Source organism: Rhodococcus sp. 008 (genome assembly GCF_001682295.1).
Lineage (GTDB): Bacteria > Actinomycetota > Actinomycetes > Mycobacteriales > Mycobacteriaceae > Rhodococcus_F > Rhodococcus_F qingshengii.
In genome coordinates, this window is the sequence record NZ_CP012749.1 from 5,355,847 (window position 1) to 5,381,787 (window position 25,941).

A 25,941-nucleotide genomic window follows, 5' to 3' on the forward strand; every position below is an offset into this window, starting at 1 on the left:
TGGATATTTTTCACTCGCTATGCTGATGCTCATGGCCATACGTGCGCAGCGTTCGAGTCGTCCGACGATGGCCGACGTCGCCAAGGCCGCAGGCGTGTCGGTGATGTCGGTGTCGTACTCCTTCGCGCAGCCCGAGCGCGTGTCTGAATCAACGCGGGCCAAGGTGTTCGCCGCCGCCGAAGAGCTCGAGTACGCGGGCCCGAACCGGGCGGCGCAGTCCTTGCGGAGCGGGAAATTCAACAACATCGCGGTCGTCTTCAGCGAGAAGCTGACGTACGCCTTCGAAGACGCAGTAGCTCGGCGATTCCTCTCGGGAGTCGCCGAAGCGTGCCTGGATGCGAACGCCGGGCTGATGATGCTGCCGAACTCGGGGAAACCGGGAGACGTCGACAGAGTTCGCGACGCGGCAGTAGACGGTTTTGTCGTCTGGACCACCGTCTTCGACGATCCCATCCTCGACGCGATTGTCGGCACCGGAAAACCCGCATGCATCCAGGGTGGTCCGTTGCACGAGGGTGTGGATCTCGTCGGGATGGACGATGTTGCCGGCGCCGTCGCGATCGCGGCAGTCGGGTTGTCGGGGGCGCAGCGGCCCGCGGTGATCAGCCTTCCGTGGGATCGTGAGCGTCGGTCCGAGATTCGGATGGACGTGGATCCAGGTGAAGCGTTCTTTCCGGTGTCCCGCCATCGGCTCGAGGGCTACGAGCGCGCCGTCCGCGACGCGGGCCTCGATTGGCCCTCGGTGCGGGTAGGGGTCGTCACTGTCAACGAGCGGAGCGAGGGTGCGCGGATGGCTCGGTCCCTGCTCGACGTTCCCGAGAGCCGAAGGCCCGATGTCATCTTGGCGATGAGTGACGAACTGGCTCTGGGGGTTCTGGACGCGATCCGTGAACTCGGCCTCGCGCTGCCCGACGATGTCGCAGTCGTCGGATGGGACGACACAACAGCCGCATCGGACGCCGGCCTGACAACGGTTCGCCAGTCCCTGTTCGATCAAGGGCGCAACGCAGCTCGCGTGGTTCTCGGGCTCGACGATGCGGTCGAGCCGGTCGAATGGTCGGTGCGTCGGCGAACCTCGACGCGATGATCACGCCGGTAGTCATCGACGGTCTGCGTTTTCGGTGGTTTGTTCCTCCAGAATTGGGGGAGACCGTCCGGTGGGGACTCTCCTGGAATGTCGACAACCCGCGCCGGTGGGCGGTTGCCGAAGTCGCGGGTGCATTGCACCTACTTGCCGGAACTCCTCGTGACGACCCAAACGCGCGTCAGGCGTGGATAGACTTCGGCGCAGATGCCGCCACGACCGGGGTAGTTCGGCGCCTGCGGCTCATGTCGATGGAGTCCGACATGCTGCCCGACCCGAAGTTTCCGCACGGCCCGAACTGGGGTTGGGCTACGAGGCAATTCGTGCCTGGCTCCGAGCGCTTCTACGAGTTGGCGCGTGCACCTCGTGCGTTGCGCTCGTACCAGCTGACCGATCGTGAATACGGGCCGCGGCGCGAGGACTTCCTCCTGGTCGACCTCGAGACGGCTGCTTGATCGTTGGGACCTGACACCGTTTTTATTCAGTGGACACAGACTCCAGCTGACCGGAACCAGTGTCTGCTCGACGAAACCGGTGCCAGGTGCTGCGACTAGCGCGCTCCACTGGCCACGTTCAGTGAGTATTTGCCGGGCGGCGCCCCGACATGCTTGACGAAGTGCCGCGACAGGTGGGATTGATCGTGGAATCCGACGTCGACGGCCACGTCCGCCAATTCGCGCCCGGCGAGGATTGCGCGTCGCGCCAGATCGATTCGACGTCCCGTCACGTACTTGTGAGGCGGAAGCCCGAAATGCTTCGCGAAGTTCTTGATCAGATACGTGGGCTTCCGCTGCAGGATGTTCGACGCTTCCCGCATCGTGATTCCCGTTGTGAGTCGCGCATCGAGCAGGTCCCGAAGTTGATCGGCAACGCGTTCGTCAACGGTCGGCGTGTGAAGGGATCGACCTGTGGCCGGTGTGAGGATCTCGTTCAATCTTTCAGCGAGGAACCCCAGGCGACTTTCGGCCTCGAGTGATTCGCCGTCCGGGCCGAGTGCAGAGTGCAGTTGATCGATGCGATGGCGCAGCAGAGGGTCTCGAATCTCGGGGCTGTCCACCGCCGGGCCTATGAGGACCTCGCCGAGAACTGACGTGTCGAGGTAGAGGATTCGTTGACGAAATCCGGCCTCGGTGACCGGAACTCCGTCGTGTGCAATGCCTGGCGGCAACAGAGTCACGATCTCTGGTGCTGCGCCATGAGCGCGATGATCGAGGTCGTATGCAATCGTGCCGCGGTCGACGAGCATCAGGGACCACTGATCGTGCGTGTGTTTGGGATAGGCGTGTCCGACGAAATCGGCATGGAAGACCTCGGTGATTCCCGCGAGGCTCGGTGCCCACGCGGTGATCTGTGCGCCGCGGGGGTCCATGTCAGAAACGTACAAGACGCAGCTGCCTCGGGTGACGAAGAGTGGCGGGGTCGTCATCGCAGTGGTGGCGCGCCCGAGGGAGGAACAACATGAACAGTTCGGCAACAGCGGTATCGCTCCGCGAGAAGTTCGGTCAGTTCACCGAGCACTGGTCGCCCAAGAAGATTGCGGCCCTCAATGATTACGAGATCAAGATCGTCAAGATCAAAGGTGAATTCGTCTGGCACTCCCACACCGACACCGACGAAATGTTTCTGGTGACAAAGGGGCAGATCCGAATCCAACTGCGCGACGGAGATGTTTCGCTGGGGCCCGGTGAATTGTTCGTTGTGCCTCGCGGAGTCGAGCATTGTCCCATCGCCGAAGAGGAAGCGGAGGTGATGTTGATCGAACCCGTGGGCGTGGTGAATACCGGGAACGTCGGAGGATCACGAACCGCGGTGCTCGAGGACTGGACGTAGCTAGCGGCTCTTCCAATCCAGGGGATTGGTTCGGAGCGGCAGTGCCATGCCCGATCTCCAGAGCGTCGCCGCGCGAGAGTGCGGACGGAGCTGGACCTCGCGCCTCATCGACTGCGTGAACTCGTCGGTGAACCCTGTTCGCGGGTACTCCGCGATTGCTGCATCAACAGTTGCTCGCGGAATTTCGGGCGCACGCCGACCGGCAACGTCGAAATGCGCTGCGGCATGCAGTAGATAGGCGTCAGCGCCCGCGCCGCGGTCGACGGTCAGATCCATGTGCAGACGGATCGCTTCGCCGATTCGCTGTACCGACCTCTCCGAAGTTCCCACTCGGGTCGCGAGTTCTTCTGCGTCTGCGGCACTGATGTAGGTGAAACACCCGTGCTCGGCCGATCCTTCTGCGCCCAGTCCGACATCGTGAAGGGCGCACGCAGTGAAGAGATCTTCGGGGTCGTACTCGATCGCATCGATCTGCGCGAAGGCGTCGGCCCAGATCCAGCAGCGCAGGCTGTGGTTCAAGACCGCGGGGGAGAGGGTTCCTCTGGCGTGATCGAGCGCTTCGCTGCACAGCTTGGTGTCGGGGAGTGGGCGTTTGCGCAGCTCGGGTGTGCGAGTGGGGTAGCGGCCGAGCCGGAGTCGGAGCATCGACGGAGCACTCATGGCCTGCGCAGCAGCCGCGCGGGCCATGAGTTGTATCTGCTCGAGAGTGGTGAGCTCACCAGGGCGCATCGAATTCCTGTTCTGGGTGGGGGACAGCTGGATACGAATCTAGTTGGCAGGGAAACTTCTTCACAGATGTCCAATATCTGTCAATGACGGAAACACGGAATTATCCGAATATTGGTTGAAAGCAAGTGCCATCCAACGGCAACCCCCAATCTGTAGCCTCACCTCTGCACATCGCAAGAACCATCAAGCAACGACGGTGGGGCTCGGGCTCAGATGACGCCGAACCCGACGATCCCCGGGACTTCCGACGGGACGATGCGATGGAGCATGACCTTGTTGTTCTCGTTGCCGCCGACGGTCGTCAGAGTGCCGGCGTCGTTGACCAGAACGACGTTGACGTGTTGGCCGAAGGGGCTCGAGTCGCCGTACAGGATCGTGTCGCCGACCTTGGGTTGGTAGTCCTGACCGTAGGGGACAAACGCGTCGACGGACTCGTAATACTCCTGCAGCGTGTACACCCCGGGGATGCGCCACGACCCTGAGTTGGGGTTCGAGAACGGCGTGCCGATCTGGTTCATCGACCAGCTCACGAAATCGGCACACCACGATTCTTCGACACCCTCGGCGTATTTGGTGCCGGGACTCCCTGACTCCCACTCCTGCTCGAGGACGCCCAGTAGCGCACTCTGCTGAGCGCTGAGAATGCTGTGGTCGACGGCCGGGAGCGAATCGAGATTCTCGCCGGCAAGAGCGTCGTCGCCGCGCGCGAACCACCACAGTGCGCCGGCGACAACTACGACCACCACAACGCCGAATACGCCCAGAACAGCGAGAGTGCGTCTGGGCGTATTCGGTGCGTGCGACATCACGCCACGATAGTCAATTACTCGAGCGGGGGCGCCGAGCGATCGATCGTCGTCGCGAGGGGCTTCTCCTTGACGAAGAGCAACAGGACAACCGCCGCGATGACCAAGGGGACGAGGTACAGGAAGATCGGCGCCAGCGCGTCGTTGTATGCACCGACGATGATCTCGCGAACCTGGCTCGGCAACTTCCAGAGGATTCCCGGGGTCAAGGAGTTCTCGTCACCACCGACCGCGCCGCCATTCGCCGGGAGTCGCTCGGCCAGGAGATTGGTCAGACGCGAGGCGAACAGGCTGCCCACGATCGCGCTGCCCAACGACGCACCGATCTGGCGGAAGAAGTTGTTCGACGCGGTGGCCGTTCCCACTTCGGCCGCGGGGAAGGTGTTCTGCACGATCAAGATCAAGATCTGCATGACGAGGCCGAGTCCGATACCCATGAGTGCGATGTAGCAACCGAAGACCAGCAGTGAGGTCGACGGCGTCAGACGTGAGAGCAGGACCAGAGCAACAGCGACGATGGATGTTCCGACGATGGGGAAGATCTTGTAGCGGCCGGTCTTGCTGACCAGCTGGCCGGACCCGATGGAGGCGACGAGCAGGCCCGCCATCATGGGAATCATCATCAATCCAGCTTCGGTGGCGTTCTTGCCTGTCACCATTTGGATGTAGGTCGGCAGGTAGGCGAGCGCACCGAACATGGCGATTCCGATGATCAGGCCGGCGACGGTGGTCAACACGAAGTTGCGCTGAGCGAACAGGTGCATCGGAATCACCGGTTCGTCGGCACGCTTTTCGACGAAGACAAAAGCCACTGCCGTCACGACGCAGCCGACGATCAACCCGATGATGACGGCCGATCCCCAGGCGTAGGTGTTTCCGCCCCAGGTCGTGAACAGGATCAGACACGTCGCTGCCGTCGCGACGAGAACCATGCCCAGATAGTCGATGCGAGGCTTGCCGAGGTTCGGCTTCCGCAGGTGCAGAAATGCCATCGCGCTCGCGATGGCGAGTAGGCCTAGGGGGATGTTGATCCAGAAGGCCCAACGCCAACCGATGCCCTCGGTGAACCAGCCGCCGAGTAGGGGACCGGCAACCGAAGCCAGTGCGAACACCCCGCCCATCGCACCCATGTACCGGCCGCGTTGCCTGGCGGGGACGACGTCGGCGATGATCGCCTGGGACAGCAGGATCAATCCGCCGCCGCCGAGTCCCTGCACGGCTCGACCAGCGATGAGTGTGGTCATGTCGTGGGACAGACCGCCGATCACCGAACCGACGATGAAAATGCTGATGGCGCCGATGAAGAGGCCCTTGCGGCCGATCAGGTCACCGAGTTTTCCGTACACCGGCATCATGACGGTCGAGGCGAGGATGTATGCCGTCGTCACCCAGACCATGTGGTTGACGCCGTTCAATTCGCCCACGATGGTGGGCAAAGCGGTACTGAAGATCATCTGGTCGAGCGAAGCCAGAAGCATCGTGATCATCAGCCCGACAAAAACGAGGATGATCGACCGTTTGTCCGGCGAGGCCTCGGTGTCGGTATGCGTGCCGTCGGGCTCGACGGTCGCAGCTTCTCGAGTGGACATGTAGTTCCTTAGTTGAGTGACGGCGGGTGCGAGAGTGTGGATCAGCTCTCGGACCTCAGTATTCGAGCCATCAGGAGTAGTGCCGGATCGAGCAAATCTGTTCTGGGGCTTGCCCGTTCACTGTTCTGCCATTTTCGGAAGACGTAACGCATCGCGGCGCCTGCGGTGATGACCGTTGCTGTGGCTTCGTCGGCAGCGGCTGTGTCCGAGTGCAGGCGGCGATACTCGGTTCTGTTCGACAACTCCCGCGTGAGGATCCGGGTGAGCGTGTCTTCAAGATCGTGGAAGGTGGCCAGATGTTGTTGCAACAGCGTGGGATGACGCTCGAACAATTCGCGTCGATGCGCGAGCAGATCGGGTCGCTCGTCGACGATTTGCATCGCCGCCTCGAATACCGCGAGGGCGCCGCGCAGCGGATCGTCCGGGTGCTCGCCGATGAGCGTGAGCATGGTCGTCTCACTTGGCACGACGAGCATGAGCCCACCGATCGCTGCGTCCTTGGTGGGGAAGTAGTTGAAGAACGTGCGGGTCGACAGATTGCAGGCTTCGCAGATTTTCTCGACGGTCACTTCGTCATAGCCCAGGTCGAGAACGAGTTCGACGGCGGTGTGCTCGATCAGCTGCCTCGTCGCAATTCGTTTTCGTTCGCGCAATCCGAGAGTTTCGGTTCCCATTTCATCCATAATTGCACAGAGTGCAAAGTTTCATCGAATGCAATATTTCGCCCAAGAATGCCTCATGAAGTGCAAAAATGGGGATCGGGTGCCTGGTGGATAGGATGAACCGCGTGGAAGACACCTTGCCCCCTTGCCCTGAATGCGCCGGCGAATACACCTACGAGATGGGCGCGTTGATGGTCTGCCCGTCCTGCGCGCACGAGTGGGCGCCGACCGATAGTGCCGGCGAGGACCTGGGTGTGGTGAAAGATGCCGTAGGCAACATTCTTGCGGACGGCGACACGGTGACGGTCGTCAAGACGCTCAAGGTGAAGGGCAGTCCGACCGGCATCAAGTCAGGTACGAAAGTTCGCAACATCCGCCTTGTTCAGGGTGTTGGTGACCACGACATCGACTGCAAGGTCGACGGCATCGGACCGATGCAATTGAAGTCGAGCGTCGTCAAGAAGGTGTGACCGGACAGCGATAGTTGTCGGCTCGAAATCCTGTTCAGTTTCGACGGTTCGATAGCCACAATCGAGGTGATTCTCGACCGCTCGAACGAATGGACCGAACTGTGCCGAACTCGATCTGCCTGGCGCCCGCACTCGATAACACCGCACTCGATACAGACGAGCAGTGGAAACGCATCGTCGATGCGCTGACGCGCAGGGGTTTCCTCGGCGCCGGGCTCGGTGCCGCGGCCGCGACCTTGCTTGCAGCGTGCAGCAGCGACGAAAACGGCTCGGCGCCAAGTGGTCTCGTCACAGTGCAGGATGAGACGGGCAGTGTCGAGATTCCGTCGGACCCGCAGCGAATGGTCATCGCCCATGTCAGCGCCATGGCGACGGTGCTCGACCTCGGTGTGCCGCCGGAGAAGATCGTCGGCGGCTTCTTCGGTCTCGATGGTGTGAGCGGTGACGCGGTGTTGCGTACGATGCCGGAGGCTGCGAACATCCCGAACCTCGGCACGGCGGGGACGTGGAACAAGGAAGCGATCATCGGCGCGTCGCCGGATCTGATCGTCATGCTCCTGACCGCCGGAAATGCTTATGCGGCAAAGTCCTACGACGAACTCTCCGCGACCGGTGTTCCAGTATTCGCCGGCTTCAACGGGTACCTCACGTGGGCCGAGATGAAGAAGTTGGTCACCTCGATGGGCGTCGCGGTCCGACGCGAAGACGCTGCTGCGGAATTGAACGCGAGAACGGAAGAGCGCCTCCTCACAATCAAGGATCGACTCTCCGCCCTCGGTTCGTTGCCGTCGGTGACCCTCCTCCGCACCGGCGAGAACGGTGTCGTCTACAACCAGGTCGACGCTCTTCTCGACGCCCTCGGTTTCCCCGGCGAACGAGCTACATCGGAGGAGTTCACGCGCACACTCACAGCGGAGCAACTCGATCAGGTGACCAGCGACGTGATCATCGTGGGCGCATTCCAGGACCAGCAGGACGTCCGCGCGCAGTTGGCGATGAACCCGCTCTGGGAGCGTCTTCCCGCTGTCCGCTCGGGGAACGTCCATTACGTCGACGACAGCCTGTGGGGCTCGGGCTATTCTCCCCGCGCGACCGAGCTGCGACTCGACGACATCGAGCGGATCTTCAGCTGACGCCGTCGTGTCACCTCGACTTATCGGTGCATTACCTCGAGAATCATGACCATGGACAAAATCAGGTTCTTCGAGCTGGTCACCGAATGGTTCGAGGTACTCGGTGTTGTCGCCATGGTTCTCGGGTTCGTGTTCGCATTCGTGATCGCGGGGCGCGCATGGAGTCGAACGCGGGACGGTAGTTCGGCGTTTCGTACTCTGCGCGAGACCATGGGCGCGGTCATCCTTCTCGGCCTCGAGATCCTTGTCGCCGCTGATCTGGTGAAGACGGTGACGTCGTCGCCGTCGCTGACAGACGCCGCAGTTCTGGGCATGATCGTTCTTATTAGGACCGTGCTGAGCCTGTCGATTCAGATTGAGATCGACGGGGTACTTCCGTGGCGCAAGGCGTTGGTGTCAAGTCCGGAACTCCTGGTACGCGCAGCGCGCGGATCAGGAGGCCGCACGACGCCCGACGCGTCGAGTTCGTAGCGATAGCCGTTGCGAGTGAAAGGTCGGGCAGATGACAGCAGTGCGTACCGAGCATCTCACGGTCGACGAAAGGCGGGCGCGCGGGCGCCAGGCGCGTAGAGATACGCCATTGGCCGCGCTCGCGGATCTGGCAGAGAGTGACCGTGATCCGATATCACTGCTCGAATTGCAGGCGAAGTCGCGGGTACAGGACCTGGTGCCCATCCGATACGGGCGGATGTCGGCATCGCGGTTCTCGTTCTTCCGCGGCGCTGCGCTGGTGATGGCCGACGATTTGTCACGCAGTCCGGATTCGGGTCTTGCCAGCCAACTCTGCGGCGACGCGCACCTGAGCAACTTCGGTATCTATGCGACGCCCGAGCGAAAGCTCGCGTTCGACATCAACGACTTCGACGAAACGTACCCGGGACCGTTCGAATGGGACGTCAAGCGTCTGGCCGCAAGTTTGGTGATCGCCGCAAAGGACAACGGATTTTCGGGCAAGGAGCGGAAGAAGATCGTTCGCGGATGCGCGGCCGAGTATCGGGAAACCATGATCACCCAGGCAGGATTGGGAAATCTTGCAGTCTGGTACTCGCACATCGCACCCGAGGACGGGCTCGAGGCTCTCCAGATCGACCTGAAGAAGCGCATGCTTGCTCGCACACAAGCGACGCTGGACAAGGCTCGTCGCCGCGACAGTGTGCAGGCGGCAGGCAAGTTCACCGAAATCGTCGACGGCCGGCGGCAATTCATCAGTGATCCGCCGCTGATCGTGCCCGCAAACGAGTTGTTCGCAGGGACCGATCTCACGCAGATCGAGGAGTTGCTACGTCAGCGCGTTCGGTCGTATCGGAGCACGCTGCAGTGGGACCGTCGGGTGTTGCTCGAAAGCTTCGAGATGACGCACATTGCGCGGAAGGTTGTCGGTGTCGGGAGCGTCGGAACACGCGCATGGATGATCCTCATGAAAGGCGTCGACGACGACGATCCGTTGATCCTGCAGGTCAAGGAAGCGCAACCCTCGGTATTGTCCGGCTACGTCGATGGTCCGACCTTCAAGAACGAAGGGGAACGCGTCGTCAACGGGCAACGCTTGATGCAAGCGACAAGCGACATCTTTCTCGGCTGGGAACGAGGGCCGGGGCTCGACGAGGGTGAGCACGATTTCTACATTCGTCAACTGCGTGACGGTAAAGGGTCGGCAGTCATCGAAGAGATGGTGCCGCAGGGGCTGGAACTCTACGGGCGCCTGTGCGCCAGGGTCCTTGCCTACGCACACGCTCGCTCGTCCGATCGGATAGCGATCGCCGAATATCTCGGTGACGGAACCGAATTCGATTTCGCGATCGGGGAGTTCGCGGCTGCCTACGCCAAGCGCAATGCTCGCGATCACGCCGCTCTGCTGACCGCGATCGACGACGGTCGCGTGTCAGCAGAGCGGGGAGTGTGACGACTCAGGCGAACACGCCGTCGAGCCAGCCCTGCCACGCTGCCGTTGCTGATCCACCGTCAGCGCCCTCTGCGAAGAGGTGATGGGCCGCGTCGACGTTGCCGCCGAAAGCATTTCGGCCGTAGAACCGCAGCAATGCGTCCTCGGTGCGCAAGCCGATGAACCAGTCGTTGATGTAGTCGACAATCGCGTCGACGGTTCCGATTCCGGGGACTTCCACCGACGCGGAGTCACCGACACCGGCGCCCGAGGTGATTCCGAGGGCGCTGCGAAGCGTTCCCATCGCTTGCGGCGCGGACGAGGATTCCGGGCCTTCGGCCGAGACATAGGTGACGGTTTTTCCGGCGAAGTACCGCACGTATTGGCCGAGACTGTGCAGGTAGAAGTCCGTGTGCTTGCTCGCGCCGTCGTACTGGTTGTCCCAGTCATCGGCAAACACTCCGGCGTGGACGTAGCGGACAACGGCGGTGCTCTCGTCGCGTGCTTCGACGACGTATTCGAGGTTGTTGAACCAGCCGTCGGGGCCTTGCATGTGGATGGCGAGTTCGCGGGGCGGCTCCCAGGTCGCGATGATCGGGCTGTCCGGGCGGCTGCCGTCGGCGGGGATCTCGAGAGGGGAGGGGAACATCCAGCCGGCCGTTTCGGCCGAGATGGCGGCCCAGATCTGCTCGGGGGTTCCTGGGACGACCACCTCGCGGCGGATTTCGAATTTCTCGGACATTGCTACTTCTCCGTTTCGGGCGCGTCGATCGCTTGGGTTGTGATGGTTTGGGGTGTGGTGAGGCTGGGATGCAGGGCGACAACGAGGCGGTGTTTGCGTCCGCCTTCGGAATTGCCGTCGTGATACTTGGCGACGAGTGAGTTGATCGACTCGCCGAGTTCGCCGGCGAAGGCGGCACGGTCGGCCGCCGTGGCAAAGGTGATGTCGCTGTCGATGGCAAAGGACGCCAACGGTTTTCCGGCTGCAGTTGCTCCGGCGATCAGTTCGCCGACCTCTCGGACGATCCGCGCTGCGAGACTGACGAGCCAGCGCGCCGAGAGTTGATCGGGGAACCGGCCCGGGTCCGGGGCGAGCGCCGACATGGCGGCAGGGGATATGACGTACGACGCGGCACTGGCCTGCATGATTCGCTCGGTCATGTTGCCTCGCTTGCGTTCCTCGACGAGCTCGACAAGTCCGTGGTCTTCGAGAGTGCGCAGGTGGTAGTTCACCTTCTGGCGTGTCAGCCCGATCCGGGGCGCCAGCGAGGATGCCGATCCCGGCACCGCCAATTCGGCCAGAATCCGTTGCCGAATCGGATCGAGCGACGCCTCGGCAGCGCCGGGGCGATCGATGACTGCTACGTCCAACATGAGAAAACCATCCCACCGACAACTGAATCTGTCAAGACAGAAAAAATTGTCGGTGGGATGGTTTCGGAGGTTCGCTATCGCTTGAGGTCGGGCGGGTTGTTCAGATCCCGCGCCGAGTACGTGTCACACGACGAAATCTGGCCGGTCTGGTATCCGGTCTTGAACCACGCCTGCCGCTGTGCGGAGGAGCCGTGTGTCCAGCCTTCGGGGTTGACCCGACCGGTCGTGGACTTCTGGATGCGGTCGTCGCCCACCGATGACGCCGCCGAGAGGGCGTCTCGAATATCGCTCTCGGACAAGGGCTTCAGGAATGGTTGACCGGTCGCTTCGTCGGGAATCGTGTCCGCAAAATGTGCCCAGACGCCGGCGTAGCAATCGGCCTGGAGTTCGGTGCGAACCGCACCCGACTGCTCACCCTGCGGGTCGGCCTGCGCGCGGCCGATGTCGCCGAGCTGATTCTGGATGTGATGTCCGAACTCGTGCGCGACCACGTACTCCTGTGCGAGCGGTCCGGCGCTGGAACCGAAACGGTCGACGAGTAGTTGGAAGAAACTCGTGTCGAAGTACGCAGTCTGGTCGGCCGGGCAGTAGAACGGACCGACGTCACTCGACGCCTGGCCGCAACCGGTGTTGACCGAACCGCTGAACAGAATGACTTCGGGTCGCACGTACGCCGTGCCGGACTGCTTGACCAACTGCTGTTCCCAAACGTCGTCGAGGCTTCCGACGGTCAGTGTGACGCGGCAGTTCACATCGGCGTTTGCCTGAGCACCGGTGCACTCGTCGACCGACGACAGTCCGGTCGACGAACTCGAAGTCTCGGTAGACGTACCCAGGAGTGAGCCGGGGTCACCGCCGAACAACAGCGCCAGGATCAGAACGATAATGCCGCCCGCGCCACCGCCGATCGCGATTTTGCCGCCGCGGCCACCGCCACCCCCGCCGCCTTGAACCTGAACGCGTCCCGCTTCGCCGCGGGCCCCCTCGTTGAAGGTCATCTATGTCCGCTTTCTGCTGTCGTGAACAAGTGCTTGCCGTCACTTCTGGAGATAGCTTCGCATGCGATGCGGGTCCGCGTTTCCGCTCTGTGCAGTTCGCTCCGTAGGATCGCAGGCAAAGTAGTCGGTCGTCGGTTATTGGAAGTAGTTCGAAAGGAATCCCGTGCTGCGCACACATCTCGCCGGTTCATTGCGACCCGAGCAGGCAGAGCAGACCGTAACGCTCACCGGTTGGGTAGCCAGGCGTCGTGATCACGGCGGAGTGATCTTCATCGATCTCCGTGATGCATCCGGAGTTGCGCAGGTAGTTTTCCGGGCAGGTGACGTGGCCGAGCAGGCGCACCGTCTGCGCGCGGAATACTGCGTTCGCGTGACCGGAACGGTCGAGGTTCGCCCCGAGGGCAACCAGAACTTCGAGATCCCCACCGGAGCAATCGAGGTCAACGCCACTGAACTCGAGGTTCTCAACGAAAGCGCACCGCTGCCGTTCCAGCTCGACGATCAGGTCGGCGAAGAAGCGCGCCTCAAGTACCGCTACCTCGACCTGCGCCGTGAAGGCCCCGGCTCCGCAATTCGCTTGCGCTCCAAGGTAAGTGCTGCAGCGCGCGGCGTTCTCGCGCATCACGAGTTCGTCGAGGTCGAGACTCCGACGCTCACGCGCTCGACGCCCGAGGGTGCCCGTGACTTCCTGGTGCCGTCGCGCCTTCAGCCCGGTAGCTTCTACGCACTGCCGCAGAGCCCGCAGCTGTTCAAGCAGCTCCTCATGGTCGGCGGCATCGAGCGCTACTACCAGATCGCACGTTGCTACCGCGACGAGGATTTCCGCGCCGATCGCCAGCCCGAGTTCACTCAGCTCGACATCGAGATGGCTTTCGTCAACCAGGACGACATCATCCTGCTCGCCGAGGAAATCCTGACGGCGCTCTGGAAGCTCGTCGGCCACGAGATCAAGACGCCGATCGACCGCATGACCTACACCGAGGCAATGCGTCGTTACGGCAGCGACAAGCCGGACCTGCGTTTCGACATCGAACTCGTCGAGTGCATGGACTTCTTCAAGGACACGACGTTCCGCGTGTTCCAGGCGGAGTACGTCGGCGCCGTCGTGATGCCCGGCGGTGCAAGCCAGCCGCGCAAGCAACTCGACGCCTGGCAGGAATGGGCCAAGCAGCGTGGGGCCAAGGGTCTGGCGTACGTGTTGGTCGGTGAAGACGGCACTCTCGGTGGACCTGTTGCCAAGAACCTGACCGACGCCGAGCGTGAGGGCCTGGCCGCCCACGTCGGAGCTCAGCCGGGAGACTGCGTCTTCTTCGCAGCTGGTGCAACGAAGCCGATGCGCGCCCTCCTCGGCGCTGCCCGTGGTGAGATCGCCCGCAAGAAGGACCTCATCGATCCTGACGCGTGGGCGTTCGTGTGGATCGTCGACGCTCCGATGTTCGAGCCGACCGCCGACGCCACTGCATCCGGTGACGTCGCTCTCGGCCACTCCGCGTGGACCGCCGTGCACCACGCGTTCACGTCGCCGAAGCCGGAGTTCTTCGACACGTTCGACACCGATCCGGATTCCGCTCTCGCCTACGCGTACGACATCGTCTGCAACGGCAACGAGATCGGCGGCGGCAGTATTCGTATCCACCGCAAGGACATTCAGGAACGAGTGTTCAAGGTGATGGGTATCTCCGAGGAAGAGGCGCAGGAGCAGTTCGGCTTCCTCCTCGACGCCTTCGCCTTCGGTGCGCCGCCGCACGGCGGAATCGCATTCGGCTGGGACCGCATCACCGCGCTCCTCGCCGGCATGGATTCCATCCGTGAGGTCATCGCGTTCCCGAAGTCCGGCGGCGGCGTCGACCCGCTGACGGATGCTCCGGCACCGATCTCGGCTCAGCAGCGCAAGGAATCGGGTATCGACGCGAAGCCCGAGAAGAAGTCAGAGGACAAGAAGTCCGAAGGCGACACCGGCGAAGCCAAGTAGAGCCGACACCGGATCGCCATGCTGCATTTGCGGGTGATCTGCCCGACCGAGCGCACCGAGCAAGTTCTCGGTGCGCTCGCGTCGCGGCGGGGCGCGACACACATCGTCGTGATGCGCGACGTCGCGGTTCATCCTGCCGGCGACATGGTGGAGGCCGACGTCGCCCGTGAGGCGGCAAACGACGTCGTCGATGCCCTGAACGAACTCGGCGTCGCCGAGGACGGCGGAATGACGCTCGTGCCGGTCGAGACGGTGTTGTCGGCGGCGGCGCGCAAAGCCGAGCGTGACGTGCCTGGTGATCCCGCGGATTCCGTCGTGTGGGAGGAATTGCTGTCCCGCACTCGCGAAGAGTCGACTCTCAACGGATTGTTCGTCGCGTTCCTGACCATTGCGTGTCTGCTGGCCGCGATCGGCGTCGTGACCGACTCTCAGATCACGATCGTCGGCGCCATGGTCGTCGGTCCGGAGTTCGGTCCGCTGGCTGCTTTGGCAGTCGCACTCGTACGGCGGGATCGACGGTTGCGTCGGCGTTCGATTCTCGCGCTTGCCGTCGGATTCCCCATCGCGATGGGCGTGACGCTTGCCGCAACGTTCGTGGTGAAGTTCTTCGGATGGATGGACGTCGTCAGTCTCGAGTCACTCCACGAGGTCGATTTCGTATACAAGGTCGGGCCCATTTCGTTTGTCGTCGCGCTTCTTGCCGGTGCGGCTGGGATGCTGGCACTCGTCTCGTCGAAGTCCGCTGCCTTGGTCGGGGTGTTCATCTCTGTCACCACGGTTCCTGCCGCCGGTTTCGCGGTGGTTGCGGCAGCAAACGGAGAATGGCGGATCGCCGGGTTGTCGTCTCTGCAACTGGCTGTCAACCTGCTCGGGATCGTCACTGCCTGCGTGCTTGTTCTCTGGCTCAGAACCCGGGCCGACGAGGAATTCGAAGCAGCGTTGAAAGGCATTTCTCGATTTGTCGACGAGGACAAGACTCCATGACGTCGCAGGTTCGGAGTTCTGCTCACCGACAGCAAAATTCTCGAGAGAACTGTGTGCCGGTGTGGCGATTGGGGACTTTTGTCATCGCCGCAGGTAGTCGGCAATTTCTGTTGCTGTGAGGCCTTGAATTCTCCGCTGCGAGCGGACGAGCTGGGCATGATCGGAGTCACTAACGGGTAAGTTGGTCGGTGATGACCGCATTACTGGCAGACCCCGTTTCCGAAGTCGTCGCAGCTGCTGAGCAGTTGCTGACACGCCGCACAGGGGCACCCGTAACCCTGGTGGATCCCGTAGATCTCGGGGGGAGTGGCCGCACCGTCGTGCTGCGCGTTCGTGTCGCCGAGAACCCGTTCTCCCTGCCCCGAACTTTGGTGATCAAGCAGGTCCGCGACAACTTCCAGGGAGCTACCAAAACAGCGATTGCGCTCCCGGCCGCGTCCGAAGGTGACTTCGACGTCGAGACCGCATTCCTTCGTGAAGCGGTGTCGTATCAGTTCGCCAACGCGCTTGCCAAGGACGCACGCCCCGGCGCCGAACTGTTGGCGTCCGACCTCGATGCTCGCCTCCTGATCCTGAGTGATCTCGGCGACGCCACCGCAATCAGCGTCCGACTCGAAGACTCCGACCCGGACACCGTCACTTACACGTTGATGGCCATGGCTCAGGCAATGGGACGCATGCACGCCGCGACCGTAGGCCGGGAGGACGACTTCACCGCACTGCTGCGTCGAGCCGAGGTTGCCCATTGCTCCGATGAAGTTGCGGATCAGGTGGGACGCGCAGTGACCGGTGTTCCCGCGATGTTGGTGGAAAGTCTCGGGATCGATGTGAGTTCGGACATTCTCGAGCAGGTTCAGCACGCGCAGACACTGTTCAGTGGCGGTCGGTTCCGTGCCTTCAGTCCGTCGGACTTGTGCCCCGACAACATCATCGTCAACGACGACGGCGTGCAGTTCCTCGACTACGAGTGGGGTGGCTACCGCGACGCCCTCCTCGACATCACCTACGCGTTGGTGTCTTTTCCCGGCTGCCTGTGCAACATCGACCTGACCGAAGAGCGGGCGTCGGCGATGGTCGATGCCTGGCGGGCCGAGGTAGTGGGGATGTGGCCCGCCCTGGCCGACGAGGCCGAATTGGGGCGCAGGATCGTCGAGGCCCAACTCATCTGGGTCTGGCTCAGTACCTATCTGTACCTGCCCGAGGATCATTCGCGTATCGCCGCCGTCCGCGAACATTATCTCTCGATTCCACGCGCCGACGCACTGGTCGGACGCTGGGCCAGGCTCGCACGCTCGGCTCAGCTCGCCGGCAACGACGCCGTCGAGGCACACGCCCGCGACGTCGTGGCGGCGCTGCGGACCGAGTTCAGCTGACCGATCACACACAGAAGGGCGCCCGTGCACGAAGCACGAGCGCCCTTTCTCGGTCGAGTCCGCTCAGTTGTCGGAGACCAGATCGTTCTCGGACAGGTCCGTCGCCGCGAGCGCTGTCGCCAGATCGGGATGCCGGAACGTCGACGTCACCTGGTCGGCCACGACTCGGAAAGCAGAGGCCAGGGTCGCGGACTTGTCCGGTTCGGCCGCCCACGTTGCGGTCTGTTCGACGACGACCACGCCGTGGTGGACGTACATCTTTCCGGGGACGAGCGTGATGCCGGCGTTGGTGGCCCACTCGCGCAGGGCAGCGAGTCCCTGGCTCGCGCCCTTGGGGCCGCCTACCTCGATGTCGTCACTCGACAACTGCAGCAGAGTGTCGACGTCTTGGGAGTTGAGTGCATCGTGCCACGCGAGGACGGTGGCGATCTCGGAGGTGCTCATGGCGACAACGCTATCCAATGCGGATTCACGACTGGGTGAGGGCTGGCGGAACAGCGGATTGTGTCGGGCGTCGGTGGTCTCTAGTAGCGTCGATTCGTGAGCGATTGGCAAGCGGAAGACAGTGTGGGGGCGAAAGACGGCGTGGTGGCGGAAGACGGCCTGTTCGAGGCAACTCCGGAGGAATCCGCGATCGTCGACGAACCAGATGTCGTGTCTGTAGCCGAGCGCGCCCTGTCCTCGGTGCCGCCCGGTGCTCCTCTGGCTGTCCGCATGCGTCCGCTCACTCTTGGTGAAGTTGTCGGTCAACAGCACTTACTCGGGCCCGGCGCGCCACTCCGCAGAATGGTCGAGGGGTCCGGCGCCGCATCGGTACTTCTGTACGGACCTCCCGGCACCGGCAAGACCACGCTCGCATCGTTGATCTCGGGTGCTACCGGCCGCCGGTTCGAGGCTCTGTCGGCTCTGTCCGCCGGAGTCAAAGAAGTCCGCGGTGTCATCGAACTCGCGCGCCGCCGCCTGCTGAACGGCGAACAAACCGTCTTGTTCATCGACGAAGTTCATCGCTTCTCCAAGACCCAGCAGGACGCCTTGCTCGCCGCGGTCGAGAACCGCATCGTGCTCTTGGTCGGCGCGACCACCGAGAACCCGTCGTTCTCGGTCGTCTCCGCTCTGTTGTCGCGCTCGTTGGTCCTGCAACTGCAATCGCTCACCGCTGCGGATGTCCAGGAACTGCTCGAGCGCGCTGTCGCCGACGAACGCGGGTTCGGCGGAGCGATCACGATCGACGACGACGCGATGGAACACCTCGTTCGTCTGGCGGCCGGCGACGCCCGCCGAGCCCTGACGGCACTCGAGGCTGCCGCCGGAGCTGCACTGGACACGGCCGGTGACGCTTCGGGCCCGGTGGTGCTCGACCTCGCGACCGTCGAGGCCAGTGTCGACAAGGCCGCGGTTCGGTACGACCGTGCCGGAGATCAGCACTACGACGTCATCAGTGCATTCATCAAGAGCATTCGTGGATCAGACGTCGACGCCGCCCTGCACTACCTCGCACGGATGCTGACCGCGGGCGAAGACCCTCGCTTCATCGCACGGCGTCTGGTGGTTCACGCCAGCGAAGACATCGGCATGGCTGATCCGATGGCGCTGCAGACTGCCACCGCCGCGGCGCAGGCAGTGCAGCTGATCGGTATGCCGGAGGCTCGTCTGGCGCTGGCACAGGCCACCATTCATCTGGCGACGGCTCCCAAATCGGGTGCGGTCATCGCCGCACTCGGCGCGGCCATGGCCGACGTGGCCGCCGGAAAATCCGGACTGGTACCGCCGCACCTGCGTGACGGGCACTACAAGGGCGCCGAGCAATTGGGCAACGCAGTCGGATACAAGTACCCGCACGACACACGTGATGGTGTTCTGCGGCAACAGTATCCACCGGACGATCTGGTGGGTGTCGACTATTACCAGCCCACCGCGCACGGCAACGAGCGGGAGATCGCCGATCGGGTGAGCAAACTTCGCCGAATAGTTCGTGGCTGACGCCTGCCAGGTTCCACCGGCCGACGCGTTAGTCTGGACACCCATAGCTCGACGCTCTTGAAGGTAAGGACCGGTTAGTGCAAACCCACGAGATCCGCAGGCGATTCCTCGACCACTTCGTCAAGGCCGGCCACACCGAGGTGCCCAGCGCCTCGCTGATTCTCGACGACCCGAACCTTCTGTTCGTCAACGCGGGCATGGTTCCGTTCGTGCCGTTCTTCCTCGGGCAGCAGACGCCGTCCTACTCACGGGCGACGTCCGTGCAGAAGTGCGTCCGCACCCTGGACATCGAAGAGGTCGGCATCACCACCCGCCACAACACCTTCTTCCAGATGGCGGGCAACTTCTCCTTCGGTGACTACTTCAAGAAGGAAGCCATCTCCCACGCCTGGCAGTTGCTGACAGGTTCGGTCGAGGACGGCGGATACGGCATCGATCCCACGCGCCTGTGGGCCACCGTCTACCTCGACGACGACGAAGCGTTCTCGATCTGGCGCGACGAGGTAGGAGTGCCCGAAGAGCGCATCCAGCGCCGCGGCATGAAGGACAACTACTGGTCCATGGGCATTCCCGGGCCGTGCGGCCCCTGCTCGGAGATCTTCTACGACCGCGGCGCCGAATACGGCGTCGAGGGTGGCCCCGAAGCCGACGAGGATCGCTACATCGAGATCTGGAACCTCGTGTTCATGCAGAACGAGCGCGGCGAGGGCACCAACAAGGGCGACTACCCGATCCTCGGACCGTTGCCGAAGAAGAACATCGACACCGGCATGGGCGTCGAGCGCGTTGCGTTCCTCCTGCAGGGCGTCGAAAACGTCTACGAGACAGATCTTCTCCGCCCCGTCATCGACAAGGCCGCCGAACTGACCGGCAGTGTCTACGGGACCGACCACACTTCAGACGTCCGTTTCCGCGTCATCGCCGACCACGCACGCACCGCAGCGATGTTGATCGCCGACGGTGTGAACCCCGGCAACTACGGCCGCGGCTACGTCCTGCGCCGGTTGCTGCGTCGCATCGTGCGTTCGGCCAAACTGCTCGGCAGCGAGCAGCCCACCATGCGCGAGTTCATGGTCGTCGTCCGCGACACGATGGCGCCGTCGTACCCGGTTTTGGAAACCGACTTCACGCGCATCGAGAACGTCGCCGTCGGCGAGGAGACCGCGTTCCTCAAGACGCTGGCTTCGGGTTCTGCTCTGTTCGAGAATGCTGCCGAGACGGTCAAGTCGTCCGGAAAGTCGGTCATCGCCGGCGATCAGGCATTTGCACTGCACGACACCTACGGCTTCCCGATCGATCTCACGCTCGAGATGGCGTCCGAGGCCGGTCTCACCGTGGACGAGGACGGCTTCCGCACGCTCATGGCCGAGCAGCGCAAGCGCGCCAAGGACGACGCTCAAGCGCGCAAGCACGCCCATGCCGACCTCACGGTCTACAAGGAACTGCTCGACCGAGGCGCCACCGAGTTCACCGGTTTCGACGAGCTCGTCTCCGAGGCTCACGTCCTCGCACTGATCGTCGACGGTGTCCGCGTGCCGGTCGCGAAGGCCGGTCAGGACGTCGAGGTCATCCTCGACCGCAGCCCGCTTTACGCAGAGTCCGGTGGACAGATCGCCGACATCGGTTCGCTCACCGCTCCGGGCCTCGAAGCCAAGGTCAACGACGTGCAGAAGATCGCCAAGAAGGTCTGGACGCACAAGGTGACGGTGCAGAAGGGCGAGATCACCGAGGGCGACGTCGTACTCGCGCACGTCGACGCCGAGTGGCGCAAGGGTGCAACCCAGGGGCACTCCGGCACCCACATGGTGCACGCGGCGCTGCGTCAGGTGCTCGGCCCCAACGCGGTGCAGGCGGGCTCGCTCAACAAGCCGGGTTACCTCCGCTTCGACTTCTCGTGGCAGGGCGCGCTGTCCGACTCCCAGAAGCAGGACATCGAGGCACTCACCAACGAAGCCGTGGCGTCGAACTACGCGGTCAACACATTTGTCACGGATCTCGACAAGGCCAAGGCGATGGGTGCGATGGCACTCTTCGGTGAAAACTACGGCGACGAGGTTCGCGTCGTCGAAATCGGCGGCCCGTTCTCGATGGAACTGTGCGGTGGCACTCACGTCGGAAGCTCCGCACAGATCGGTCAGGTAACGCTGCTCGGTGAGCAGTCGGTCGGCTCCGGAATCCGACGCGTCGAGGCGTACGTCGGTTTGGACTCCTACCGCTACCTCGCCAAGGAACGCGCGCTCCTGGCCGGACTCTCCTCCTCGCTGAAGGTTCCTTCGGAAGAGGTGCCCGCCCGCGTCGAGGCGCTCGTCGAGCGACTCAAGGTGGCCGAGAAGGAACTCGAGCAGACAAAGGCCAAGGCTGTGCTGGCGTCGGCAGGCGAGTACGTCGCCAAGGCCAAGCGCATCGGCAGTGTCCTCGTCATCGCCGAGCCTGCTCCCGCCGGAGTCGGCGGAAACGACCTGCGCAGCCTCGTCACGGACATCAAGGGTCGCCTCGGCTCCGAACCTGCCGTCGTAGCTCTGCTCGGTGACGTCGACGGCAAGGTTCCGTTCGTGGTCGCCTCGAGCAAGGCAGCTCAAGGTCTCGGTGTGAAGGCCGGCGAGCTGGTCGCGTCGTTCGGTCCCAAGATCGGCGGCCGCGGCGGCGGAAAGCCCGACATGGCCCAGGGTTCGGGTTCGGACTCCGCAGGAATCCCGGCGGCGCTCGATGCGATCCGGGACAGAGTCGGAGAGCTGGCGGGCGGCAGCTGACGGTGGTGGCTACGCAACAGGGTCCCGATCGCCCCGGCATCGACGACCCTGGTCGCGGGCGGCGCATCGCCATCGACGTGGGCAGTGTTCGCATCGGCGTCGCGTCCAGCGACCCCGACGGCATCCTCGCGACACCGGTGGAAACGGTTCCACGCTCGAAGGAGCGTGGGCCCGACGCGCCGGATATCCGGCGCATTATCGCCATCGTGTCCGAATACGAGGCCGTTGAGGTTATCGTCGGACTGCCACAGACGCTGCGCGGTGAGCAAGGTAAAGCCGCCGGTATCGCGACTGCATTCGCCAAACGACTGCAGCGGGCCGTCGAACCGATCCCGGTGAGACTGTCCGACGAACGACTGACGACCGTCACGGCTGCGCGCAATCTCCGCGAAAGTGGAGTCAAGGCACGCGGCCAGCGACCGATGATCGATCAGGCTGCGGCGGTGGAAATCCTGCAAGGCTGGCTGGACGAGCGGAGTAGAGCTGTGAAACCAGGGGAGTCGTCGAAGGACGCTGCACTGGAGGGCGATCTGTGAACGCGCGGTGGGATGAGGGCGGCGGAAGCCGGCCCACCAGTTCGTTCGACTTCGACAACGACGAGACCATGGTCATGCGTGCACTGCCGCAGAACATCGATCCGCCGCACATGTCGCGAGCCGAGGCACGCAAGCAACGCGAAGCGCGCAACAAGCGCGCCAAGCGTGGCAAGAAGGTCGGCGTTCTCGCCCTGCTGGTGTTGGTGATCGCAGTCCTCGGTGTCGGTGCATACGGCGCTCTCTGGTACATGGATCGCAACAAGACCGCGGAGGATTTTGCCGGCCCCGGCGGCGCACCCGTGGTCATCCAGATCAACAGTGGAGAAACCGCATCGGAGATCGGTGCGACGCTCGAGGCGAAGAACGTCGTCGCGAGTTCCGCTGCTTTCTACAACGCGGCGATCGCCAATCCGTCTGAGATCCAGAAGGTGCAACCCGGCTTCTACCAGGTGTCGGTGCAGAGTAGCGCCGCGAGCGCACTCGACACCTTGGTTGCCCCGGACTCCCGAGTCGGCAGTGTTGTCATCGCCGAAGGGCGTCAGCTGCACGACAGTTCGGACGCGCAGACCGGCTCGCTCAAGAAGGGCATCTACAACCTCATTTCCGAGGCGAGTTGTGTCGGCCCGGTTTCCGCTCAGAAATGTGTCTCGACAGACGAATTGAACACTGCGGGAGCATCTTCCGATCTGGCTTCGCTCGGCGTGCCGGACTGGGCGATGTCGTCGGTCAAGAGCGTGCCGGACAAGGACCGTCAGCTCGAAGGCCTGATCGCCGCCAGCAGTTGGGATTTCGATCCCACTGCTACGCCCACCGAGATCCTGCGGTCGTTGGTCGAGGGTAGCGCCGCCAAGTACGAGGCCACGGGAATTCTGACAGCCGGCAGCGGGGTCGGAATGTCTCCGTACCAATTGTTGGTGGCAGCGTCGCTGGTCGAGCGTGAGGCGTTGCCCGCAGACATGGCCAAGGTCGCGCGGGTGATCGTCAACCGACTCGCAGTCGATCAGCCTCTGCAGTTCGACTCCACGGTCAACTACTCACTCGACACCACCGAGGTCGCAACCACGGATGCCGACCGTGAGCGCGTCACGCCGTGGAACACGTACGCAATGCCGGGTCTGCCTGCAACGCCCATCGCTTCGCCGAGCATCGACGCGCTGAAGGCCGTGGAATCGCCGGCGGCCGGTGACTGGTTGTACTTCGTCACGATCAACAAGGAAGGCCAGACGCTCTTCACCAAGAGCTACGAGGAGCATTTGGCCAACATCGAACTGGCACAGCAAAGTGGGATTCTCGACAGTGGACGGTAGTACCGCGACTTCGCTCGCGACGCCACGTAAGGCGGCAGTTCTCGGAAGCCCGATCGCTCACTCGAAGTCCCCGTTGCTGCATCTTGCGGCGTACGCGGCTTTGGGGCTGAGCGATTGGACCTACGAGCGGATCGAATGCACCGGCGAGCAGTTGCCTCCCCTCGTCGACTCACTCGGCCCCGAATGGATCGGCCTCTCGGTGACGATGCCGGGCAAGATCGCAGCACTCGAATATGCCACCGAACGCACACCGCGAGCGGTGACCATCGGCTCGGCCAACACCCTGGTTCGCATCGACGGCGGTTGGCGTGCCGACTGCACGGACGTCGACGGAGTCAGCGGTGCGTTGATCGCCGGCGGTGTCGGCGATCTCAGCGGCACTTCGGCGGTAGTTGTCGGCGCGGGCGGCACCGCGCGGCCGGCATTGGTCGCGTTGGCCGACATGGGAGTTCGGACAGTCACCGTGGTCGCGCGTGATCCGGGGCGCGCATCCGGTGCCATCGAATGCGGCGGCGCGGTCGGGTTGGACATTGATCTGGTCGCCTTCGACGACGCACGGCTAGGCGGGATCTGCGCCGAATCCTCGGTCTTGGTCAGTACCGTTCCCGCGGAAGCGGCAGCGCCCTTTGCCCAGCAATTGGGGAAGGCGCGATTTGTCCTCGACGCGATCTACAACCCCTGGCCGACGCCACTTGCTTCGGTTGTCGAGGCGGCCGATGGCACGGTGATCGGTGGCCTCGAGATGTTGCTCAATCAGGCCTTCGGGCAGGTAGAGCAGTTCACGGGCAAGCCCGCTCCGCGAGAGGCGATGGCAGCCGCTATCGCTTAGGTCTGTTCACAGTGTCGAGGTAGTCCACAAGACGATTCGTAGTCTGCCGCTGGCGAACGGCAGACGCCAAGCTCGAAACCATGTGGACGTTGGTGGTCTTGGCAGGCGCTGGGGTAATCGCTGGTTTCGGTGCTCGGGCGATCGTCGACAATTGGTTGCGGCGACACGGTTATCGACCAGTCGTGACTTTCTGTTGTGTGCCGCAGTGCGCCGTCGCAACAGGCTGGGTTGTCGTCGGTGCGCTGAATACCTCGGTGGTGCAGTTACTTTCCGGTCTCGCCGTGGTGTGGTGGTGCGTCGCGATTTCGACTGTCGACCTGGCTGTGCGTCGGCTGCCCAACAGTTTCACGCTGCCGGGCTACGCCGTCGTGATGGTCTACGCGACGGTGTCGGGAACGGTGTGGGTGGCGGTGGTGGGGTCGGCACTGCTCGCCGGAATCCACCTCCTGGCGCACGTGATGTCGCCTGGTTCCATGGGTGTCGGCGATGTGAAGCTCTCGCTTCCTCTGGGCGCCGTGACCGGATTGGTGGGAGCGGACGCCTGGCTGTGGTCGTTGGTGTCTGCGTCGGTGCTCACCGCAACGCTGGGCACCGCGCTGGAACTGCGAAGACGAGGGCCGGTAGCCCACAATTCGCCCATTGCCCACGGACCCTCGATGTGCCTGGCAGCCTGCGGTTCGATTGCGTTTGCCTGGCTGACGTGACGAGTGCAACATCCGCGAGAAGTCTGGCGTTATTGACCGTTCAACGACGGACGGTGAACTGCAGGAAAGACGTAACCGTCGGTTTCATACATGCGGGTATTGCCAGCGCGCGGTCCCAGTATGCGGCGAGTCGGACTTGCCGAATGTCCACACCCTGACGTTCACTGAGGTTTCGGAAATGGGACAAAACGAATCTCGTTTCGCACTCGATTATCGGGGGAACCTATGCGCACAAGGCTTTTCGTCGCTGCGGCAGCCTGTTTGGCGGCTGTGGCTGCAGGAGCGGGCGTCGCCGGCGCCGCGCCTGCACCTTCATCGGTGGCACTGGGCGGGGGCTCAGGAATCCTGCTGCCGGACGTGGATCACTCCGATCCTGACCGAGTTGCAGCATGCACGTTGACCGCGGTCGGCTACGACAACGCCGGTTCTCTCGTGGCACTCACCGCCGGACACTGCGGAGTTGTCGGGGACCGGGTGTTCGCCGAGTACCTGCCCGAGGCCGGACCCATCGGTCGGTTCTCTTACTCGAGTCCGGTCTCGGACATCGCCGTGATCGATCTCGACGACGCCAAGGTAGCTCCGCTGCGTACCGTCGGCGGCACGACGATCAACGGAATCGGCGCCCCGCCGGCACCGGGCACGATCGTGTGCAAGGAAGGCCGTTCGACCGGCAACACGTGCGGTATCACCTGGGGCTACGACTCCGTCTACGGTGAGATCGTCGAGCACACGTGCTCGATTCCCGGTGATTCCGGTGGACCGCTCGTCGTCGGTGACCGCCTGGTGGGCTTGATCAGCAACGGCTACCCGCCGTACTGCTTCGAGCCGCTTCCGCCGCCGTTCCACGCTCCCGACAACTCGGCGGACATCAACATCGGTTTGGCTGACATCAACGCAAACGGTGGAGGATTCCGCCTGTTCTAGACCCACAGGTACCTCTGAGATGGCC

26 protein-coding genes are annotated in these 25,941 nt (G+C 63.2%); 17 read left to right on the forward strand and 9 right to left on the reverse strand.

The features are described 5' to 3' along the window. The first annotated feature begins 31 nt into the window (after nt 1-31). Together AOT96_RS24965 and AOT96_RS24970 are read left to right on the forward strand one after the other, a co-directional pair. The gene (locus tag AOT96_RS24965; RefSeq protein WP_228232709.1) at nt 32-1,087 is read left to right on the forward strand and encodes a LacI family DNA-binding transcriptional regulator; all 1,056 of its coding nucleotides are present in this window, start codon (nt 32-34) and stop codon (nt 1,085-1,087) included. After that, nucleotides 1,084-1,539 carry a hypothetical protein gene (locus tag AOT96_RS24970; RefSeq protein WP_228232707.1) on the forward strand — a complete coding sequence of 152 codons (456 nt, stop codon included), beginning with the start codon at nt 1,084-1,086 and terminating at the stop codon, nt 1,537-1,539. The genes AOT96_RS24965 and AOT96_RS24970 overlap by 4 nt, the downstream gene beginning before the upstream one ends. A 95-nt stretch (nt 1,540-1,634) precedes the next feature. Here AOT96_RS24970 and AOT96_RS24975 read toward each other — a convergent pair whose 3' ends face one another. Next, a complete protein-coding gene (locus AOT96_RS24975; RefSeq protein ID WP_042919858.1) occupies nt 1,635-2,453 on the reverse strand; it encodes a helix-turn-helix domain-containing protein in 819 nt (272 codons plus the stop codon). An 89-nt stretch (nt 2,454-2,542) separates the two neighbouring features. On the opposite strand from AOT96_RS24975, the gene AOT96_RS24980 reads away from it, so the two are divergent. Then, entirely contained in the window at nt 2,543-2,914 is a 372-nt protein-coding gene (locus tag AOT96_RS24980) for a cupin domain-containing protein (protein ID WP_030536435.1), read from the forward strand. Here the strand turns inward: AOT96_RS24980 and AOT96_RS24985 are convergent, their stop codons facing one another. The 4 genes from AOT96_RS24985 to AOT96_RS25000 all read right to left on the reverse strand — a co-directional run bounded on the left by AOT96_RS24985 (nt 2,915) and on the right by AOT96_RS25000 (nt 6,712). Then, entirely contained in the window at nt 2,915-3,643 is a 729-nt protein-coding gene (locus AOT96_RS24985; protein ID WP_050656334.1) for an HD domain-containing protein, read from the reverse strand. 209 nt (nt 3,644-3,852) lie between these two features. Next, a complete protein-coding gene (locus AOT96_RS24990; protein ID WP_197523606.1) occupies nt 3,853-4,449 on the reverse strand; it encodes a CHAP domain-containing protein in 597 nt (198 codons plus the stop codon). A 17-nt stretch (nt 4,450-4,466) separates the two neighbouring features. Then, nucleotides 4,467-6,038 carry an MDR family MFS transporter gene (locus AOT96_RS24995; protein ID WP_003944867.1) on the reverse strand — a complete coding sequence of 524 codons (1,572 nt, stop codon included), beginning with the start codon at nt 6,036-6,038 and terminating at the stop codon, nt 4,467-4,469. 41 nt (nt 6,039-6,079) lie between these two features. Then, nucleotides 6,080-6,712 carry a TetR/AcrR family transcriptional regulator gene (locus tag AOT96_RS25000; protein ID WP_003944787.1) on the reverse strand — a complete coding sequence of 211 codons (633 nt, stop codon included), beginning with the start codon at nt 6,710-6,712 and terminating at the stop codon, nt 6,080-6,082. 113 nt (nt 6,713-6,825) lie between these two features. Between AOT96_RS25000 and AOT96_RS25005 the strand changes: the two genes are divergently transcribed. The 4 genes from AOT96_RS25005 (at nt 6,826) to AOT96_RS25020 (ending at nt 10,206) form a co-directional block, all read left to right on the forward strand. Further along, nucleotides 6,826-7,170 (forward strand): zinc ribbon domain-containing protein YjdM, encoded by a 345-nt coding sequence (locus tag AOT96_RS25005; RefSeq protein WP_003944988.1) that lies wholly within the window; start codon nt 6,826-6,828, stop codon nt 7,168-7,170. 101 nt (nt 7,171-7,271) lie between these two features. Beyond that, on the forward strand, nt 7,272-8,303 hold the full coding sequence (locus AOT96_RS25010; protein ID WP_231917348.1) for an ABC transporter substrate-binding protein: 1,032 nt from the start codon (nt 7,272-7,274) through the stop codon (nt 8,301-8,303). Between the two features lie 51 nt (nt 8,304-8,354). Further along, the gene (locus AOT96_RS25015; RefSeq protein ID WP_007728052.1) at nt 8,355-8,774 is read left to right on the forward strand and encodes a DUF1622 domain-containing protein; all 420 of its coding nucleotides are present in this window, start codon (nt 8,355-8,357) and stop codon (nt 8,772-8,774) included. A 31-nt stretch (nt 8,775-8,805) separates the two neighbouring features. Further along, a complete protein-coding gene (locus AOT96_RS25020) occupies nt 8,806-10,206 on the forward strand; it encodes a DUF2252 domain-containing protein (RefSeq protein ID WP_007728051.1) in 1,401 nt (466 codons plus the stop codon). A 4-nt stretch (nt 10,207-10,210) separates the two neighbouring features. Here AOT96_RS25020 and AOT96_RS25025 read toward each other — a convergent pair whose 3' ends face one another. From AOT96_RS25025 to ypfJ, 3 genes are all read right to left on the reverse strand, one after another. Further along, on the reverse strand, nt 10,211-10,927 hold the full coding sequence (locus tag AOT96_RS25025; RefSeq protein ID WP_030536431.1) for an ATPase: 717 nt from the start codon (nt 10,925-10,927) through the stop codon (nt 10,211-10,213). 2 nt (nt 10,928-10,929) lie between these two features. Beyond that, on the reverse strand, nt 10,930-11,559 hold the full coding sequence (locus AOT96_RS25030; protein WP_007728048.1) for an ArsR/SmtB family transcription factor: 630 nt from the start codon (nt 11,557-11,559) through the stop codon (nt 10,930-10,932). A gap of 74 nt (nt 11,560-11,633) precedes the next feature. Continuing rightward, the gene (gene ypfJ / locus AOT96_RS25035; RefSeq protein WP_030536430.1) at nt 11,634-12,557 is read right to left on the reverse strand and encodes a KPN_02809 family neutral zinc metallopeptidase; all 924 of its coding nucleotides are present in this window, start codon (nt 12,555-12,557) and stop codon (nt 11,634-11,636) included. Nucleotides 12,558-12,720: 163 nt separating this feature from the next. Here ypfJ and aspS point away from each other — a divergent pair, with 163 nt between their 5' ends. The 3 genes from aspS (at nt 12,721) to AOT96_RS25050 (ending at nt 16,886) form a co-directional block, all read left to right on the forward strand. Continuing rightward, nucleotides 12,721-14,529 (forward strand): aspartate--tRNA ligase, encoded by a 1,809-nt coding sequence (aspS, locus tag AOT96_RS25040; protein WP_003944808.1) that lies wholly within the window; start codon nt 12,721-12,723, stop codon nt 14,527-14,529. 18 nt (nt 14,530-14,547) lie between these two features. Then, nucleotides 14,548-15,513: a DUF389 domain-containing protein gene (locus AOT96_RS25045; protein WP_065352448.1), complete on the forward strand. Its 966-nt coding sequence runs from the start codon at nt 14,548-14,550 to the stop codon at nt 15,511-15,513. Between the two features lie 191 nt (nt 15,514-15,704). Next, on the forward strand, nt 15,705-16,886 hold the full coding sequence (locus AOT96_RS25050) for a kinase (protein WP_030536429.1): 1,182 nt from the start codon (nt 15,705-15,707) through the stop codon (nt 16,884-16,886). Nucleotides 16,887-16,949: 63 nt separating this feature from the next. On the opposite strand, the gene AOT96_RS25055 is transcribed toward AOT96_RS25050, so the two are convergent. Beyond that, nucleotides 16,950-17,330: a nuclear transport factor 2 family protein gene (locus tag AOT96_RS25055; RefSeq protein WP_003944973.1), complete on the reverse strand. Its 381-nt coding sequence runs from the start codon at nt 17,328-17,330 to the stop codon at nt 16,950-16,952. Nucleotides 17,331-17,426: 96 nt separating this feature from the next. Here AOT96_RS25055 and AOT96_RS25060 point away from each other — a divergent pair, with 96 nt between their 5' ends. The 7 genes from AOT96_RS25060 to AOT96_RS25090 all read left to right on the forward strand — a co-directional run bounded on the left by AOT96_RS25060 (nt 17,427) and on the right by AOT96_RS25090 (nt 25,916). Next, the gene (locus tag AOT96_RS25060) at nt 17,427-18,866 is read left to right on the forward strand and encodes a replication-associated recombination protein A (protein ID WP_370852743.1); all 1,440 of its coding nucleotides are present in this window, start codon (nt 17,427-17,429) and stop codon (nt 18,864-18,866) included. Nucleotides 18,867-18,943: 77 nt separating this feature from the next. Beyond that, the gene (gene alaS, locus AOT96_RS25065; protein ID WP_030536427.1) at nt 18,944-21,616 is read left to right on the forward strand and encodes an alanine--tRNA ligase; all 2,673 of its coding nucleotides are present in this window, start codon (nt 18,944-18,946) and stop codon (nt 21,614-21,616) included. A 2-nt stretch (nt 21,617-21,618) separates the two neighbouring features. Beyond that, nucleotides 21,619-22,152, forward strand: a complete 534-nt coding sequence (gene ruvX / locus AOT96_RS25070; protein ID WP_003944838.1) for a Holliday junction resolvase RuvX — start codon at nt 21,619-21,621, stop codon at nt 22,150-22,152. Beyond that, nucleotides 22,149-23,459 carry an endolytic transglycosylase MltG gene (mltG, locus tag AOT96_RS25075; RefSeq protein WP_065352449.1) on the forward strand — a complete coding sequence of 437 codons (1,311 nt, stop codon included), beginning with the start codon at nt 22,149-22,151 and terminating at the stop codon, nt 23,457-23,459. The genes ruvX and mltG overlap by 4 nt, the downstream gene beginning before the upstream one ends. Continuing rightward, nucleotides 23,449-24,288: a shikimate dehydrogenase gene (locus AOT96_RS25080; protein WP_065352450.1), complete on the forward strand. Its 840-nt coding sequence runs from the start codon at nt 23,449-23,451 to the stop codon at nt 24,286-24,288. The genes mltG and AOT96_RS25080 overlap by 11 nt, the downstream gene beginning before the upstream one ends. 80 nt (nt 24,289-24,368) lie before the next feature. Then, entirely contained in the window at nt 24,369-24,992 is a 624-nt protein-coding gene (locus AOT96_RS25085) for a prepilin peptidase (RefSeq protein ID WP_007728032.1), read from the forward strand. A gap of 225 nt (nt 24,993-25,217) precedes the next feature. Further along, nucleotides 25,218-25,916: a S1 family peptidase gene (locus AOT96_RS25090; protein ID WP_007728030.1), complete on the forward strand. Its 699-nt coding sequence runs from the start codon at nt 25,218-25,220 to the stop codon at nt 25,914-25,916. Nucleotides 25,917-25,941: the final 25 nt, after the last annotated feature.

Coding starts and splice junctions, on each gene's coding strand:
- AOT96_RS24970 (WP_228232707.1), top strand. CDS start 1,084: ATGATCACGCCGGTAGTCATCGACGGTCTGCGTTTTCGGTGGTTTGTT.
- AOT96_RS25030 (WP_007728048.1), bottom strand. CDS start 11,559: ATGTTGGACGTAGCAGTCATCGATCGCCCCGGCGCTGCCGAGGCGTCG.
- AOT96_RS24995 (WP_003944867.1), bottom strand. CDS start 6,038: ATGTCCACTCGAGAAGCTGCGACCGTCGAGCCCGACGGCACGCATACC.
- AOT96_RS25055 (WP_003944973.1), bottom strand. CDS start 17,330: ATGAGCACCTCCGAGATCGCCACCGTCCTCGCGTGGCACGATGCACTC.
- AOT96_RS25000 (WP_003944787.1), bottom strand. CDS start 6,712: ATGGGAACCGAAACTCTCGGATTGCGCGAACGAAAACGAATTGCGACG.
- AOT96_RS25020 (WP_007728051.1), top strand. CDS start 8,806: ATGACAGCAGTGCGTACCGAGCATCTCACGGTCGACGAAAGGCGGGCG.
- AOT96_RS25015 (WP_007728052.1), top strand. CDS start 8,355: ATGGACAAAATCAGGTTCTTCGAGCTGGTCACCGAATGGTTCGAGGTA.
- AOT96_RS24980 (WP_030536435.1), top strand. CDS start 2,543: ATGAACAGTTCGGCAACAGCGGTATCGCTCCGCGAGAAGTTCGGTCAG.
- AOT96_RS24975 (WP_042919858.1), bottom strand. CDS start 2,453: ATGGACCCCCGCGGCGCACAGATCACCGCGTGGGCACCGAGCCTCGCG.
- AOT96_RS24965 (WP_228232709.1), top strand. CDS start 32: ATGGCCATACGTGCGCAGCGTTCGAGTCGTCCGACGATGGCCGACGTC.
- AOT96_RS24985 (WP_050656334.1), bottom strand. CDS start 3,643: ATGCGCCCTGGTGAGCTCACCACTCTCGAGCAGATACAACTCATGGCC.
- AOT96_RS25045 (WP_065352448.1), top strand. CDS start 14,548: ATGCTGCATTTGCGGGTGATCTGCCCGACCGAGCGCACCGAGCAAGTT.
- AOT96_RS25050 (WP_030536429.1), top strand. CDS start 15,705: ATGACCGCATTACTGGCAGACCCCGTTTCCGAAGTCGTCGCAGCTGCT.
- AOT96_RS24990 (WP_197523606.1), bottom strand. CDS start 4,449: ATGTCGCACGCACCGAATACGCCCAGACGCACTCTCGCTGTTCTGGGC.
- AOT96_RS25090 (WP_007728030.1), top strand. CDS start 25,218: ATGCGCACAAGGCTTTTCGTCGCTGCGGCAGCCTGTTTGGCGGCTGTG.
- AOT96_RS25025 (WP_030536431.1), bottom strand. CDS start 10,927: ATGTCCGAGAAATTCGAAATCCGCCGCGAGGTGGTCGTCCCAGGAACC.
- AOT96_RS25085 (WP_007728032.1), top strand. CDS start 24,369: ATGTGGACGTTGGTGGTCTTGGCAGGCGCTGGGGTAATCGCTGGTTTC.
- ypfJ (WP_030536430.1), bottom strand. CDS start 12,557: ATGACCTTCAACGAGGGGGCCCGCGGCGAAGCGGGACGCGTTCAGGTT.